Annotated in this window: 13 protein-coding genes; 7 read left to right on the top strand and 6 right to left on the bottom strand. The window is 40.7% G+C overall.

What is annotated here, in order from left to right; all coding sequences use genetic code 11:
* Positions 1-155: 155 nt before the first annotated feature.
* From QUF86_RS06965 to QUF86_RS06950, 4 genes are all read left to right on the top strand, one after another.
* On the top strand, positions 156-1,586 hold the full coding sequence (locus QUF86_RS06965; protein WP_289333892.1) for an alkaline phosphatase: 1,431 nt from the start codon (positions 156-158) through the stop codon (positions 1,584-1,586).
* A gap of 90 nt (positions 1,587-1,676) precedes the next feature.
* Positions 1,677-1,922 (top strand): hypothetical protein, encoded by a 246-nt coding sequence (locus QUF86_RS06960; protein WP_289333891.1) that lies wholly within the window; start codon positions 1,677-1,679, stop codon positions 1,920-1,922.
* Between the two features lie 209 nt (positions 1,923-2,131).
* Positions 2,132-2,293, top strand: a complete 162-nt coding sequence (locus QUF86_RS06955) for a hypothetical protein (protein WP_289333890.1) — start codon at positions 2,132-2,134, stop codon at positions 2,291-2,293.
* Positions 2,294-2,379: 86 nt separating this feature from the next.
* Complete coding sequence (locus QUF86_RS06950) at positions 2,380-2,550, top strand: hypothetical protein (RefSeq protein WP_289333889.1); 171 nt, start codon at positions 2,380-2,382, stop codon at positions 2,548-2,550.
* A 39-nt stretch (positions 2,551-2,589) separates the two neighbouring features.
* On the opposite strand, the gene QUF86_RS06945 is transcribed toward QUF86_RS06950, so the two are convergent.
* The 5 genes from QUF86_RS06945 to QUF86_RS06925 form a co-directional block, all read right to left on the bottom strand.
* A complete protein-coding gene (locus QUF86_RS06945; protein ID WP_289333888.1) occupies positions 2,590-4,662 on the bottom strand; it encodes a SpoIID/LytB domain-containing protein in 2,073 nt (690 codons plus the stop codon).
* Positions 4,663-5,073: 411 nt separating this feature from the next.
* A complete protein-coding gene (locus tag QUF86_RS06940) occupies positions 5,074-7,080 on the bottom strand; it encodes a penicillin-binding transpeptidase domain-containing protein (protein ID WP_289333887.1) in 2,007 nt (668 codons plus the stop codon).
* A 204-nt stretch (positions 7,081-7,284) separates the two neighbouring features.
* Positions 7,285-7,446, bottom strand: coding sequence for a hypothetical protein (locus QUF86_RS06935; protein ID WP_289333886.1), 162 nt, complete (start codon positions 7,444-7,446; stop codon positions 7,285-7,287).
* A 282-nt stretch (positions 7,447-7,728) separates the two neighbouring features.
* Positions 7,729-9,165 carry a hypothetical protein gene (locus QUF86_RS06930; RefSeq protein ID WP_289333885.1) on the bottom strand — a complete coding sequence of 479 codons (1,437 nt, stop codon included), beginning with the start codon at positions 9,163-9,165 and terminating at the stop codon, positions 7,729-7,731.
* A 638-nt stretch (positions 9,166-9,803) separates the two neighbouring features.
* Positions 9,804-10,121 (bottom strand): hypothetical protein, encoded by a 318-nt coding sequence (locus QUF86_RS06925; RefSeq protein WP_289314345.1) that lies wholly within the window; start codon positions 10,119-10,121, stop codon positions 9,804-9,806.
* 544 nt (positions 10,122-10,665) lie between these two features.
* Here QUF86_RS06925 and QUF86_RS06920 point away from each other — a divergent pair.
* The gene (locus QUF86_RS06920) at positions 10,666-11,559 is read left to right on the top strand and encodes a helix-turn-helix domain-containing protein (RefSeq protein ID WP_289327022.1); all 894 of its coding nucleotides are present in this window, start codon (positions 10,666-10,668) and stop codon (positions 11,557-11,559) included.
* A gap of 177 nt (positions 11,560-11,736) precedes the next feature.
* On the opposite strand, the gene QUF86_RS06915 is transcribed toward QUF86_RS06920, so the two are convergent.
* Entirely contained in the window at positions 11,737-11,961 is a 225-nt protein-coding gene (locus QUF86_RS06915) for a hypothetical protein (RefSeq protein WP_289333884.1), read from the bottom strand.
* 115 nt (positions 11,962-12,076) lie between these two features.
* Here QUF86_RS06915 and QUF86_RS06910 point away from each other — a divergent pair, with 115 nt between their 5' ends.
* Both QUF86_RS06910 and QUF86_RS06905 read left to right on the top strand, forming a co-directional pair.
* Complete coding sequence (locus tag QUF86_RS06910) at positions 12,077-13,702, top strand: hypothetical protein (RefSeq protein ID WP_289314342.1); 1,626 nt, start codon at positions 12,077-12,079, stop codon at positions 13,700-13,702.
* The gene (locus tag QUF86_RS06905; RefSeq protein ID WP_289333883.1) at positions 13,695-16,667 is read left to right on the top strand and encodes a DEAD/DEAH box helicase; all 2,973 of its coding nucleotides are present in this window, start codon (positions 13,695-13,697) and stop codon (positions 16,665-16,667) included. The genes QUF86_RS06910 and QUF86_RS06905 overlap by 8 nt, the downstream gene beginning before the upstream one ends.
* The last annotated feature ends 94 nt before the right edge of the window (positions 16,668-16,761 follow it).

Below are 16,761 nucleotides of genomic sequence, written 5' to 3'. Positions count from 1 at the left end.
ATTCCGATATTGTAAAAGTTATAAAAGCTACAGTCATCCTAGTCCAGTCTGGATGAAATTCACATAGAAAATTAATGCTTCTTCCTATCAGGAAGGGGTTTTTTTATCGATTTAAACAAATAATAGGAAGACTTTCACCCAATGGAGGATTCCAGATGAATAAGACATCCACAAGATTCATTCTTAAACTTACACAGCCTCATCACTTTGGATTACTCGTTCTTATCTGCATTATTTGCATGACCTCTCCTATTCAAGCAGAGATCAAAAACACCCCCAAGAATGTCATATTGCTGATTGGCGACGGCATGGGGTTAGGCGCAATAGAAATTGCCCGACAATTGGAATACGGAAAGACAGGCGTTTTGCATTTGGAAAAACTGGAGCACATTGCCCTGATGCGCACGTATTCCGCCAATAATTACGTCACTGACTCGGCAGCAGGAGGGTCCGCGATTGCCACTGGAATAAAAACCAACAATGAATCGATCGGTGTCGATGTCAATGGTTCCGAGGTAGATAGTGTATTGGATGCATTTCAGGCGAATGGAAAAAAAGTCGGGATCATTTCAACCAATATGGTAGTCGATGCCACTCCTGCTGCCTTTGGTGCAAGTGTGTCTAACCGGTGGACAGGCGGCGCGAATATCGCGAGGCAGCTCTTTGAGAACCGGATAGACGTCATTCTCGGCGGAGGTGCCAGCTATTTCGGGGCAGATAAGCAAAATGGCGAGGATTTAATCACTAAATTTAAAAAAGCAGGCTATGGGATTACAACCACTAAAGAAGAGCTTAGTTCCATTAATAAAACGGAAAAACTATTAGGGTTATTTCACCCTACCTATATGAATTTTAAGCTGGATAAAGAAGTATTACATTCACAAGAGCCATCTCTACCCGAAATGACATCCAAAGCGATTGATATTTTATCTCAGGGGGATAAGGGATTCTTCCTGATGGCTGAAGGTGCTCGTATTGACCACATGGAGCATGCAGCCGATATCACTGGAATATGGAAGGAAACGATCGAGTTTGACCAGACCGTCAAAGAGGTTGTGAATTGGGCAAAAAATAGAAATGATACTTTGATTGTTGTGCTTGCAGACCACGAAACAATGGGGACCTCCGCATCTGAGACCATGGATATCCCTGCATTGAAAAAAATCAGGGTTTCTTCTGAATATATGTCCAAACAGCTTACATTCAATAAAAATAACGAAATCAATCCAGAAAGTGTCGTTTCCACATTCAAGAAGTATGCATATATATCCCTTACGGATCAGGAAGTTCATCAATTCATCGCTAACGTTAGAAAGAATAGAACGCTTGTCTATCCACAGCATCAAATTGATTGGGAAATCGGAAGCACCATCGCCAATCATCATAAGGCAGGTGTAGCTGATCGAAGCATAAGGGCTGCCAGTTCCACAGGAGGGCACACCGCCAATATGATACCCGTTTTTGCTTCGGGTCCAGGCAGTGAAGCCTTTGATGGGGTCATTGAAAATACGGATGTTTCGAAAATCATCACAAAAGCCGCCGGTGTTCCGTTCACACCCGGTCAGCATAAAACAAAAGAAGAGTGAATTGATTCATTCTTCTTTTAAGATGATTCTCCTGTCTCATTAACTGATTTTTTCGGTATTCATTTCTATTGAGGTGCGTTAACCCAAGTTTTGGGGGATTTCTCCGAAGTTTGGGCCAATTACTCACGAAATTGTGCGATATTCCTGAAGTTTTGTGCGTTTACTCGTGAGTTTGCGCTTTTTACTCGTGAATTCGTGCTGTTTACTCGTGAATTTGGCTGTTTACTCGTGAGTTTGCGCTGTTTACTCGTGAATTCGTGCTGTTTACTCGTGAATTTGCGCTTTTTACTCGTGAGTTTGCGCTTTTTACTCGTGAGTTTGTGCGTTTACTCGTGAGTTTGCGCTGTTTACTCGTGAGTTTGTGCGTTTACTCGTGAATTTGCGCGTTTACTCGTGAGTTTGCGCTTTTTACTCGTGAATTCGTGCTGTTTACTCGTGAATTCGTGCTGTTTACTCGTGAGTTTGTGCGTTTACTCGTGAGTTTGCGCTTTTTACTCGTGAGTTTGTGCGTTTACTCGTGAATTTGCGCGTTTACTCGTGAGTTTGTGCCTTTTACTCGTGAATTCGTGCTGTTTACTCGTGAGTTTGCGCTTTTTACTCGTGAGTTTGCGCGTTTACTCGTGAGTTTGTGCCTTTTACTCGTGAATTCGTGCTGTTTACTCGTGAGTTTGCGCTTTTTACTCGTGAGTTTGTGCGTTTACTCGTGAGTTTGTGCGTTTACTCGTGAATTTGGGCTTTTTACTCGTGAGTTTGTGCGTTTACTCGTGAGTTTGCGCTTTTTACTCGTGAGTTTGTGCTTTTTACTCGTGAGTTTGTGCGTTTACTCGTGAGTTTGGGGCGTTTACTCGTGAGTTTGCGCTTTTTACTCGTGAATTCGTGCTGTTTACTCGTGAATTCGTGCTGTTTACTTGTGAATTTGCGCTTTTTACTCGTGAATTTGATGAAGAACCTTAACCATTTATAAAAGAACAAAAAAAGACGCCATAAATGACGTCTTAATCATTCATTTTTTCACATGTTTTTTTACAACATACCCAATCTGGCTTCCCTTTTTCACTTTATACCACTCATCTTGTTGAGCTAGGATCGTTACGGTTTGATCCTTGTATAGTTTCCCGATCGTTTCAGAAGAATTATTTCTATTTTCTTTAATAGATAATGCGTTTGCTGTCACGATTCCCGTCGTCTTCCTAATGGGGATTTTCGTTGAAACGGTTTTCTTATTGTCACTCCCATCCTTAGCGGTGATTGTCACCGTGAACATCCCGTTGGTCATATTTTTGAAATCCCAGGTTGCCGATTGCCTGCCTTTAATGACCTGCCTTTCGGAAAGGGTGCCAACCGCTTTGCCCTTACTGTTCTTGATTTCCACTTTCACTTTAGAGTTTTCATTTATTGTATACGTTATGTTCGCTTTCTCGGTACTGTAATTACCAGAAGTTTTGACATCGGTGATTTTCGGTACCGACGTATCCTTACTAATCTTAATCACCATTGTTGCCGAACCTTCATTACCGCTTCGATCCATTGTTGATATTTCCGCTCCATATGTACCGTTACTTACCGCTTTCGTGTTCCAGATTACTGAATGGGTACCTTTTTTCATTGTTTGGTCACGAACTGGGGTAGTTAGGGCTTTCCCTTTACTATCTTTAATCGTGAATGAAACTACAGCATCTTCTTTAAGGGAATAAGTGATTCCAACTTCATCCTTTTCATGATCCGTCTTCGCTTTCATGTTTATTGAATTCGGTGCCGCCTTCACGTCAAGATCCGTTTTAGCTCCAGCCCCTACTATTCCATATTCCTTTTCTATATTAGTGTTAGGATAATAAAATGCCAAAATCTCTTGATACGATTGACCTGCTTCCGCTCTGTTTTTCGCTCCAAACTGACTTAGCCCGACCCCATGTCCGTATCCTGACCCTTCAATTGCAATTCTGGAAGGATTGGAAGATGAATGGTCAACCAGATAGCTTTTCATCACACCTTGTCCCACCATGCCCCTGATTTTGGAAGCCGCTACATTGGTAAGGTTAATCTTTTGCTCCAAAAGGCTCCCCCTGTCATCAACAAGATCCCTTACATAGAATTTCAGTTGGATGGAGCCTTTCGTAACCCGGCCTCCCGTTTTTTTATCGGTAAATGTTAAGACGGGAATCTCCGTTATTTTAATATCTTTATTCGCATATCCATTATTATTCAGCCAAACCTTGAGCCTAGGTACAACGGCTTTATCTTTTTCCTGTACACTTGTCCACCATTCATCCGGATTAGATAAATCTTTTTTTGACAGGTCGATTTGCTGCTTGTCCAGCGTTATCGCCCAATTGGTTTTTGGATCATAGGAATCTTCTTTTATAGTTAAATATGCAAGAGGATTACCACTTGACCAAACATTTGAATTCGATTCGGTCATGCCTCCATTACTTGAGGAAAAGAACGCTTCGATTATTTCATCATCTTGTTTGATTACCATACCCGTTGTCTGATCAATGGCAGAATTAGTTTGGTAGTGACCGTCCGCCCCGCCATATACTTGGTAAGAAACCGTATCATCAATTAATGTGGATTGATGGCGAAGAGCATAAGTCCGTGCTGCAATCGCCTGTGCTTTTAAGGCTTCGGCATGCCATAGCGCAGGCATCTCCCGCGGCACAACGCCCTTTAGATAATCTTCAATGTAAACATGATTGATTGGCCGAATGTAACCGCCCTCCACTGTAAATGAAAATGAGCCTGGATACGGCCGGCCGTTTATGGACAATGAAGCATCTGGTTTAACAGGAATTATCTTGAAGGAAGCATAAGCTCCCTCTTTCTTAGAACCTTTGTAAACGGCAATTTTTGCTGACTCCACTTTCAAAGTCAGATCTTCACCCGCCTTGATGAATATCTCTCCCCCTGAAGTACGGTAGTCCCCGGTTGCCGTTAATTTGACACTGGTTTGATTCCCTAAGTAATTCTTCAGTTTCACTTCCATCGTTGTATTCTCTTCCGTTGCCGTTGCTTCAGGAGAAGGAAATGCAGAAAAAATGATAAAGAAAGCAATAAACAAAAATTTTAAACTCCTCATTCCTTTTCATCCTCATTCCAATTCTATTTGTCTTTCAAAGATTTCCGGACGCATTAATCCTGATACGTTCAATCCAATGGCATGGGGGAGTATATAATAATCCTGGATGATGTCACTGCTGCTGAACCATGTTCCATGATTTTCATTCCTTGTTTTTAACTCCTTTTTGGATGACAAACTTTTAAGGTTTACTGAACTCTCTTTTTACATTCTGTATGTACGACTCATTATCCTTCAAATCCAACTTTTAATATTGAGGTTGAATAACATAACGTTTTTGATCATTTATGAAGGTACTGAAATCCTTAACCGTTAAAAAATAAAAAGCTGGACATGGAAGAAAACATGTCCAGCTTTTTATTTGGTAAATGCTCGATGCATCTAACCATTTTTTGATGGGTACTTATTTCTTTACTTTAAATACTTCTTCAAAACCGGTTTCATATGATCGATAGCGACATGGCTGCCGCCCCGTCCTTTTACATCCTCTACCATCCATGCCATGAGAAGTTCTGGGTCTTCTAAGTCCATTGCAACAAACCAACCATTTTCTGTTCCGTCAGCGTTTTTGGATGCCTTGATTTCAGCAGTTCCCGTTTTGGCTGCGATTTTTATGCCAAGATCATTTATTCCATGTCCGCTTCCCTTAGGATGTTCCACTACTTGTGTCAGCATCTTGGTGATCTGATTTGCTTGGTCTGCTGATATGGCATTTTCCTTCCATATTTTCTTTTCCATTTTATCTCCTGTTATTAACGAAGGTGCCAGGATGTTTCCTTCATTCAAGAAGGCTGAATAGGTCATAGCGAGATGAAGAGTGCTCATTTGGACTTGAGCTTGACCATATCCAGCGTCTGCCAAGCGTCCTTCACTGTCGATTTTACCAATGCTCGATGCTTTGATCGGATAATCGTAGTTCAAAGCTTCATCAAATCCGAATGCCTTGAGTCCATTTGAGAATTTTTCCTTTCCAAGCCCCAATGCTTTTTGGGCAAAATAAATATTGTCTGAATAAATTAATGCCTTTTCCATATCGATTGGAACACCGGGGTCAGAAACCCTTGTAATGGAATGATCTTTCCATGTCGATTTGGCCCACGTTTTTCCTTGGATATTTATTGTCTCATTCGGATCCACACCATTTTTCAAAGCGATTGCCGCAGTAATCGCCTTAATGGTTGAACCAGGTGCAAACGTCGAACTGAAACGGTTTAAGAGCGGTTTTTTTGGGTCTTCTTCAAGCGCTTTTTGTTCCGCTTTTGTTATTCCGAATATATATTTATTAGGATCGAATGACGGACTTGAAACAAGTGCAAGCGTTTCACCGGTTTTCGGATCAAGTGCCGATGCTGATCCAACTTCGTTCTTATATTGCTTAAAGATATCCTTTTGAAGCTCGGCATCGATGGTCAATGTAATTGTTTCTCCCTCTTCAGCAGGCTTTTCAGCAATCACTTTTTCTTCGCCATCTTCTGATTTAATGAAGATTTTACCGCCAGGTTTCCCTTTAAGCCTTTCTTCTAAAACTTCCTCAAGGCCTCGCTTGCCAATAACGTCACTTGCGGTATAACCTTTCCCTTTCAATTTCTCCAAGTCTTCGGCTGATGCCTCGCCGACGTATCCAATTAGATGGGCAGTAGCCTCTTTATATGGATATATGCGTTCTTCCGTATTATTGACCGATACCCCAGCAATGCTTAATAGCTTTTCCAAGGTTGCGGTATTATCGTTTGACATTTTCTTGATGGGGACGAAATAGCTGGGCTTCACCCATGATTGTTTTAATTTCTGATTCACTTCGTCGGTAGTCATATTGAGGATTCCAGCGACCTTTTTAACTGTTTCGGATTCATTGGCCATTTTCTCTGGCACAATTCCTACTTCTGCTACCGTTCCATTCATGGCAAGACCGCGTTCATTTCGATCGACAATTTCCCCGCGAATGGCTGGATAAGATTCAACAGATATCTTTTCACCGGCTTCCAATTGAGGGAATATATAGCTTTCATCCCACTGGATGTACCAATTTTCTTCCTCACCTTCCCCTTCCTTGACAAGGGTCGCTTTATGGTCAGAGCTGACTGCACCTGCCATAGTGGACATATCAACGGTATAAGCAAGGTTCACCTTTTCTCCATCTTTATGATTTTTTTCTTCTTTTGGCTGTTTATAGTCCACCTTTAATTGGTCGACTTCTATGCCCGTATAAATTTTTTCATAACGTTTCGCAAATTCATCCGCACTGATTTCTTTCTTTGTCTCCGGTGACAGATAATCGTACATCTTCGTAAAATCCTGTTTATTCCAAAGCTTCGTATATGCTGCAAAGCGATCTTCTGGAGTTGGCTCATCCGAGCATCCTGCCAGGAACAATACGCTCATTAACAATAAGCTGGAAACTAAAGCTAGTTTCTTCATGATTTCCTCCTAATGAATAGTTAGAGTGATATACCTATAGTTTATCAAAATATTAGGGGAATGGGGGATTTTGTATGACCTATTTCTTGATTTTGCTAATTAACCTTGTTTTTTCTAAAGCAAAAGTCCTGTACATATTGTACAGGACTTCAGACTATAGACAACTTCGAAGAAAGCGAGTTTGCCTACAGTTTTTTAAACGTTTCAGTTGTTTTCAGAAATCCGTTCCCTTTCCGCCGACTGTCTGCCAAGCCGCATCAAAGCAAGCGTCTGTGGGGTCCCGGCTAGCCAGTTATTCAGCAGGAGTGTCGCAAATCCCTTCAATCCAGTGAAGAATTCATCTACTATAATAAAGTAAAAAAACATGAAGATTTTCTTTTAAATTCATGGTTCAAAAAAAAACCAGCAGCTACAGTTTTTCTCTAAAAAAGGTCCAGTTGTTTTCGGAAATCCGCAAATCCTTCCCGCCGACCGTCTGCCAAGCCGCATCAAAGCAAGCATCCTGCGTGGTCCAGGCTAGCCAGTTATTCGGCAGGAGTATCGCAAATTCCATCAAACCAGTGAGGGTTTCATCCACTATAATAAAGTAAAAAAACATGAACGATAATCGTTGGGTGAGGCAATTCCTAATTCCCCTTTTTCGAAAAACTAAAGCATTCTTTTTTTTCGGCTTTTTTTCTCTTGCAACCATTTTTTCAAGAAGAAAAAGCCCAGGATGCTCGAAATGATGAGACCGCTCGTCGTCACCATGACAGCTACCCATTCGTATAGGGAGTAATTCATATATGCTTTCCACGGTAATTTCCCTTTCCAATCTTCAATATATAGATTCATTCCGAATATCCCGGAAATAACCGTATAAATCGTTAGTATTTGCAAGAGATAATTACTGCTTTTCCCAGCCAGTTTATCCTGGTTTTGATAAAGGTAGGAAAGTGTTTCCTTCACTTCTTTATAGAGAGGGGCGATCCTGAAGGTTTCATCCGTTTTTTTGAATAGCTCTTTACCGATAGCCGTACTATTGACTTCAGTAAATAAATATTTTGCAGAAAACTCAGTGATCATGAAAATCAGCTGTTCCGTATCCGATTGATCTTTTTCCACATCTATTCGGGAGTGTTCATGAGCCAATTTGAGCAGTACAATTTTATAATAGAAGAAAAGCAACACCGTGTAAAAGTGCTGGCCGTACATTTCGCTTGCCAGTTCCTGTTCCAGTTTACCTGTCGCTTTCGTGACACACGCGAAATGATACATGCTTGTTACATAATAGGTTTCCTTGCCCCACCGGTCATAAACCCTTTCTTGATAATACCTTTCAATATAATCAGGGTTTAATGCGCCTATATATGGCTCCCCATCATTGTCATACCCGTTCAGTTCACTGATCCGGAATAAGTCGTTTTTAGAAATATCACGATTCTCAGGGAATGCAATGTAACTGATCACGTACATTCTTTCATCGATGAAGAAGGGTAAACTTCCAAAATAGGTCGGGTCCGCTTGTTCTTCATCCATATATTCTTCCATTGGCGGCAATAGTTCATTGAAGATGAAATCCTTCACCTGTTCATACTGATTTTCCCTACAGCCGACTTTCGTTTTTTCTTCGTCATCAGCAATCGGTTCAAGGATTCGGAATGTATCTCCAAAATAGAGAACATCATTATATGAAAGTCCTTCAGGTAACGTAACACGGAGATTCATCATGCCAATATGAAATGGGCATATGAAGATATCTATAGAGTTAATAATAAATGGGGTATTTAAATAGGGTGATTCGAAGGTACAATCATTATCCAGTTTTTTCGTAAAGCGCCGCAAGCCTTCCTTCTGTTTTGCGTTTCCTGGAAATAATATCGGCTCGATGTAAGGCATGAAATACTTTTCCAATTTACGGTGTGAAACTTTATGGCTACCATAAAATTGATTTTGTTGTTCCATATCTTTCAAGTTCAGAAAAACGAAATTGTCCTCCAACAACTTTTCCACAAACTTTTCAATCATATTTCCTTCAAGCGTAAACGGAAAAATGTACTGCTGGAAAGTTCGCTTCGTGGCATCATTCTTATCTTTCACATCCATAAATATATTCCTCCGATTAAACCTGCGACAAACAAGGGTTAATTCATTTATTTAATTATTATTTACCCATGTATATACAAACAAAACGAAACATATTATAGAAATAAATTGGACAAATTGACCAAATAAAAAAAAGATCCCCCAAGCAAGTGCTCGGGGGCCATCGAAAAGAGTTCTTCAACCCTCTTCACTTTAGGGTACTAGAAACTGATGTTTCTAATGAAAAATCCGATATTCGGACCATTTTAGCATTTATTTTCAGGATGATAAACCACGAAATCCCTCCATATTTGGGCTTTAGAACTAAGTATTATCTAATTAATCCTTATATACAGAGATTCACAGATGAAAATATAACTTTAGGAATAATCATAAGATTTTCATTGAACCATCCATAAATCATGAAAATCACGTTTTAAATAATGGAATAAGGGTAAATAAAAAAAAGCAAAGGAGAGACATCATGAAATCCGATAACAATAAACAACACTTTAAATTTTTCGAAAGAACAAATAACTCAAAACCAAGTGAAAGGAAACAAATGAGCGATTTCATCAAAAAAATGAAAATGAATTCTCAAAACTCTCATCTAAATGGTAAAAACTCATGACATGTATGGTGTCATGAGTTTTTATCGTTTAAAATGCGATTTCATTTCCGTTAAGGTTTTGCCTCACACATTTTTTGATACCGATTACATTCAAAAAATGTTGAATTTTCTTCATGGAGGTTGCCTGATATTCATCTACAATCGAAAATTCTTTAATATAAGCGATTTTTTCTTGTACATCTGTATCTATATGATCTTGGCTGTATTCTTTTCCATCTGATTTTTTGCATGTGTACACCACAGCTTCACCAATATTCCTGGTTGCCTTATCAAAAGAAAAAGAAAACACAATGGCACATTCATCATCGTAAAAAGAGGGTTGAACTTTCATATTAATATCAATCATTAACCTTACACCTCTCTCCGTTTTATTATTTACACTATAACAAAATTAATAAAAGGAAATAGGCGTTCCAAACTACGCTCACGTTTCTTCCACACCTACCAAATGGACCTTTCACCCCCATTGCATGGATAATTATAACTAAAGGAATATGCGCAAAAGAATAATCTATTAATAAGAATAAAAAAAACACCTTCATATGAAGATGCTTGAATGAATAATAGGAAGCTTCATTACTTATTTATATAAACCTGGAAGTTCTGCGTAAAGGCCTGGTAATTCGCTTGGGACAATAACAAAAGCAGCGATGATAAGAAAAGATACGACTAATGCTTTAGTACTTTTTTTCATAGGTCATTCCTCCTTTTCTTTTAAAAAAATATTGGTTAAAATAGAAATTAATTCTATAGTTATATTTAACCACATTTCTTAAAACCATTAATTTCGACTAAAGAATCTATTTAAACCATTCAGGACCTGTACATACAGCTTTCACCGATTTTTCATAACAAAATATAACTCTAGGCATATTTTAAGGAGAATCAAAATGGATTTTTTTGCAGTTGGACAAAAGATCAAAGAGCTACGTAAACAAATCGGACTTTCCCAGGAAGAGTTGGCATCCGGTATTTGTACACAAGCACAGATCAGTAAGATTGAAAAGGGCGATGTCTATCCATATGCATCCACTCTCTACTTAATTTCTCAACGTTTAGGCGTTGATGTAAACTATTTTTTCGATATTGGTATGACCCCTAGGCTGGATTATGTCGAAGAAGTGATTTATCAATTAAAAATAGCCAGAAGAACCCGAAATTATGAAGAAATGCAGCAAATTGTTAAGGCTGAGGAGAACAGTCCGCTCTTTCTTCAGAATAAAAAGAATCATCAATTGATTCTTTGGCACAAGGGAATATACGAATATGAAAAAAATAAAGATTTAGATAAAGCCATTGAGTTTATTAATCAGGCCATCGCCATCACTCATACGACTGATAAAATTTATTCGGAACGGGAGCTTGAAATCTTGAGTAGCCTTGGTGTGATGTATGTTGCCGAAGAACAATACGAAAATGCCTTTGCCTTGTTAAGGAAAGCTTTAGATCACTTGAAAGCCCTGCCCTTTTTGACCGATAAAACACTAAAGACACGCTTATCCTATAATTTTGGCAGAGTCTTAACACGCCTGGTCCGATATGAAGAATCCATTGCCTGCTGCCAAGATGCCATAAAGTGGTGCCTCGAACATGATCAATTATATGCGTTAGCGGATTTACATTACCATTTAGGTTACAATTTTGAACTCGTAGGTAACTTTAAAGAGGCAAAAGAGTACTTGGAAAAGTCAGCATTTCTCTTCACATTACAAAAAAATCATACCTTCGCTACATTCATCAACAAAAAGTTGGACAGTTGGAAGAATGAAATGAAAATAAACTAATTCTATATATAAAGCCATTCCCACGGGAATGGCTCTTCCCATTCACCAAGAATATGTATAAGCTCTCGACTCATCATTTCCAAAACCTCTATTCTACATTTCAAATTCCAAGCCAAAATGAAGTATAATAAAGAGATGCTTCAAAAACCCACTTTTAAAAATGGTTCCTGCCCCTCATCACTTGGCTATTTGGCAATGTGAAGCGGATGAAGGATTTGTGGCATGGTTAGCATGAATGCTAGTTTTTCCTGTTTGGAAGGCTATATATCCGAACCGCTTATATTCAAGGGGGTTTTTGACGATATTGACTTTTACAGGGGTTAAATGAAAAGACGGAAAGAGAATGGCCATGAAAAAAGTCAAGCATGGTACATATGCTGTGATGGCTTTTAAAATTGTCACTGTGGCAATTCCTTGGTTAACCCAGGCAAGACTACGATTGTTAAAGTACTGATGGTTCATGATCATACAAAAATATATTTTTGGTAAACAGGGCTTGACCCTGAAGGAGGAGAGTATGGAGCGGGAGTTGTTGTTAGTTGGGGAGCGGCTGGCGGAATTTTTGGAGGCCGGGAATCCGGAAGATTCGGACGTGGTGAATCAAGGGCTTCAGTTATACCGTCAGGGGCTTGTTGATATTAAAGAAGAAGCGGCAGATACGATTACGGCTGAGGTACAGGATGAAACGCGCTTTAAGGCCAGGCTGAACCTACTCTTCCCTCAGGATGGAAGCTGTACATGTGATTCAAGGTTCATTTGCCGGCATCAAATGGCCGTTTTCTTTTCTTCGTATTCAGAACACGCTAGTGTTTCCGACTGGCTGAGCGAATGGAAAGCACCAAAAAATACCTCAACCGCCCAAGCACTGCAGCAAGTAAAACGGGCGAGTGATTTACTTAAACAGGCTGGGGAGAAATCCATCACCTTAGATAAAAGCTATCCATCATGGAAGCAATTCGTGAATGTTACCTTTGAGGAACATGTCGAGCCTCATATAGGCGAGCCTACTTATATGATTGAAAACCATATACAAACTTACTTAAAACGCCTTAGCTCTAAAGCTCCAATGGAAAGGGAATGGAAACTGCTTTACCATTTCGTTACGCAATTTTGCACGATGCAGCTAACACTGAGAATGATTCAGTTACATAAAAGTCAGACGCAAATGATCCGGGTCTTTTATGCACTTGCTGTCGACCTAGCAGAAGAGCTTCATGAAACGGTGCAGCCGCTTAGCCGGCAAGCTAGGCCATTCGCCTTTGATCCCTTCGTTTTCAGCATCAAGGAGGATGTAGCCAAGCTGCTGGATGGAGGAGATGGTCTGGAATATGAAAAGATCGACCTCTACCGGGAGATTTGGAGCTACTTATTCTCCAACTCCTCATGGCGTAAAGAGGAACTGGAACGAATCAAGAAAGAACTTCCTGAGAAGTATATGGGCACGACTGAGAGGACGTCCTATTCCCTCGCAGCCATTCACCTATCCCTTCTGGATAATCATGATAAGCAAGCGATTGAACTACTCCATGAATTGAAGAAGGAAGCCTGTCCATACATTTTTTATTGGCTGAATCTCCTGTCTGAATCAGACAACCGGTCACGCGCCATCCCTTTCATTGAATTCATCAACGCTAATGTCCAGGAGTTTCTTGCGGATTTATCCGATTATTATCAGCGGGTAGATTTCGTACGGACCTTTACGACTTTAATTAACAGTTGCTGTTATAAGCTAAAACGAACCGATTTGCTTGAGAAATTTTACAGAGCCACACTTCCGCACAGCTATTGGAATTATGCAAATTTCCTTTTTGAACAAGGACAATATAAAAAATGGGTGGAGATGCATATTTACTCAGAAATCAGCATTGACTTAATCAGCAGTGAATCCATCAAGGAAGTGGTCTCAAAAGAACCGGAACTAATCTTGCCCCTATATTATCATGCGGTTCAGGAAAAAGTTTCCTTAAAAAACCGACCTGCATATAAGCAAGCTGTCCGTTATTTGAAAAGGATGCGCACCATCTACAAAAAGAGCAAAAAGGAAGACGTATTCGAACGCTATATACTTTATGTAGCTGATTCAACCAAACGGCTTCGCGCTTTCCAAGAAGAACTAAAAAGGGGTAAGCTTATCGATGTTTAATCCAGGGAAATTAAAAATCAAAATAGCGGCTCTCGAAAACGGATCCTACGCCCTTGGCGTAGTCAATGAAGAGAATACCTTCCTCAATACCAATTATATACGCAGGCTGTTATTCAATTGGGATGACGCAAGCTTTTATGGTACTAAAATGACCACGGATTTAGTTGATGGAAATCCTATATTCATTCTTGACGCTTGGGGACTTCTCAACTTTTTTGCAAGGGAAAGCTTTAATTCCTTCATAGAATGGGAATGGTCCGAGATATCCTCCCTTTGCCTGTCGGCAGCGCCTGTGCTTCATGAATCCATAGAAGCTGGAATCCCCGTACCGGATTTCACTAATCTTCAGTTGGACTCCATCGGCTGGAAGCTGCCGGAAGAGGTGGAGGAGGAATTCGTCCCTTCGTTTTGGGAAGAAGAAATATCTTTGGATCTCCCTTCACCTGAACTGGAAACCAATCGTACATTTATCGAAAAGTGGTATAACGGTGCCGCTAATATGTATTTAAAAAACTATTCACCCATGCAGCATAAATGGAGTGAAGCCGTCGGGGCATTAAAGGATTCACGGCTTTCTCCCGAAGAATTGCAATCCTTTTTTGACAAAGACAGCTGGCAGGAATGGCTCGGGACCCAACCCGATCCCAAACCATTCACTATAGGCCTCCGTTTAACTGAGCCTCCTGATGGTAATGGGCCTTGGATACTCGATGTCACCCTTCGTTCCAAAAAGGATGAGAATATCATCGAAACATATACAGGAAAGAAACTGCCGCGTGGCTGGAATAAGTATGCAAGTGAAGTGGTGCGTGCTACGAAACGCTGGCAACTCGTCGTGCCATGGCTTGGAGAGAATGGACGTCTAAAAAGGGAGATTTCGGAAACGGATGCATGGGAGTTCTTGACCGACGCAAGCGAAAAACTCTTGTTTCTTGGCGTCGAAATTCTCCTTCCATCCTGGTGGCTTGCCTTGAAGGAGTCCTCTTTGAAGGTTAAGGCAAAAGTAAAGAGCCAATCAAATCGCGGCCCTTCTTATGTCGGGTTAAAGGCTTTAATGGACTTTGATTGGCGTTTCTCATTAAATGGCAAAGAGCTCACTGAGGCGGAGTTCGAGGAGCTCGTCAATGAAAAAAGGCGGCTTGTTTTCATCCGTGGCCAATGGGTCAAGCTTGATCCCGCTTTCATTAAACAAATTCAGGAGCTGATGGAAACGGCTAATGAAAAAGGAATCCAGCTGACTGATTTGCTGCAGCAGGAATTGTTGAATGGCGTAAATGAAGATAGCGATAACGATTCTGAAAACGACGAAATGCTCCGGATTCAATTTGAATTGAACCAGGAGCTTCGTAAAATGGTGGGAAGACTCAGGGAAACAAAAAACATATCCGTTTTGCCCGTCCCCAATACACTTCAAGGCGATTTACGACCTTATCAAAAACTGGGCATGAGCTGGCTCCTTTTTTTAAGGGAGCATGGTTTTGGTGCTTGTCTAGCCGACGATATGGGGCTTGGGAAGACTGTCCAGATGATTGCCTACCTCCTTCATGTGAAAGACAAAGAAGGAGCAAGTAAAGAGCTGCCCACTACTCCCTTGGACGAACAAAAGAGTGAAACGATCATCGTCGAAGAGGAAAGAAACGAAGAGAGCAGCGATGAGGCTGAGGTGAATACCTCTCCACCCGAAACCGTCTCTGTACAATCGGCGCTCATCGTTTGCCCAACATCAGTATTAGGCAACTGGCAAAAGGAATTGGAAAAATTCGCACCAACACTTAAAGTTCACCTTCACTACGGTTCAAATCGGGCTAAGGGTGAAGCATTTACTAAACTGGCAGCGGACCACGATATTGTCTTAACATCATACGGCCTGACCCACCAAGATGTAGCTGAACTGTCCTCCATCCATTGGAGCAGCGTAATCCTTGATGAGGCACAAAACATCAAGAATGCCCAAACAAAGCAATCCAAAGCGGTCCGCAAGCTAAATGGCAGGCATCATATTGCCTTATCGGGTACGCCAATGGAAAACCGTTTAAGTGAACTATGGGCGATTTTCGACTTCACTAATAAAGGTTATCTTGGAACGCTAGGTCAGTTTCAGGAAAAATATGTGGCGACCATCGAACGTGATGAACAGAAGGATAAAGTCAAAGAATTACAGCGTTTGATACAGCCATTTTTACTCCGCCGTACAAAACGCGATAAAGAAGTCGCACTTAATCTCCCGGATAAGCAAGAACAAAAAGAATTCGTACCGCTTACCACAGAGCAAGCGTCGTTGTATGAACAATTGATCAAAGATACATTTACTGATATCGAACAACTGTCGGCCTTTGAAAGAAAAGGCATCATCCTGCAGATGCTGAATAAGCTAAAGCAACTCTGCAATCACCCAGCTCTTTACTTAAAAGAGATGGACAAGGAAAACATCATGAAGGCGCCTAACCGATCAGGCAAACTTGAGAAGCTGACTGAGCTTGTCGATGCTGTCCGCGAACAGGATGAAAGCTGTCTCATTTTTACACAATATATCGGGATGGGCAATATGATGAAAGAATTGTTGGAAAAACGGTATGGCTTTGAAGTGCCATTCCTGAACGGGAGTGCGAACAAGAAACAGCGTGATGAAATGATCACTCGATTCCAAGATGGGGAGTTCCCTATCTTTATTCTCTCGCTGAAAGCAGGTGGCACCGGGCTCAATTTAACAGAAGCAAACCACGTGATTCACTATGATCGCTGGTGGAACCCAGCTGTTGAAAATCAAGCCACCGACCGTGCATACCGAATTGGGCAACAGCGTTTCGTTCACGTTCATAAGCTAATATGCACAGGGACACTGGAAGAAAAAATCGACCAGATGCTTGATAAAAAGCAAGCCCTGAACGACGAAATCATCAGCAGTGACAACTGGATCACCGAACTTTCCACAGAGGAAATCAAGGACTTGGTTGCTCTTCAATAATGTTCTCACACTCAAACACCCGCTCTCTCGATATGAAGATGAATGAGTGCGGGGTATTGCTTATCAAGACATAAAAGGAGAATACATATAATAT

The organism is Peribacillus sp. NJ11 (assembly GCF_030348405.1).
GTDB lineage: Bacteria > Bacillota > Bacilli > Bacillales > DSM-1321 > Peribacillus.
The sequence above is the reverse complement of the archived record's forward strand: the minus strand, read 5'-3'. Positions and strand labels throughout refer to the sequence as shown.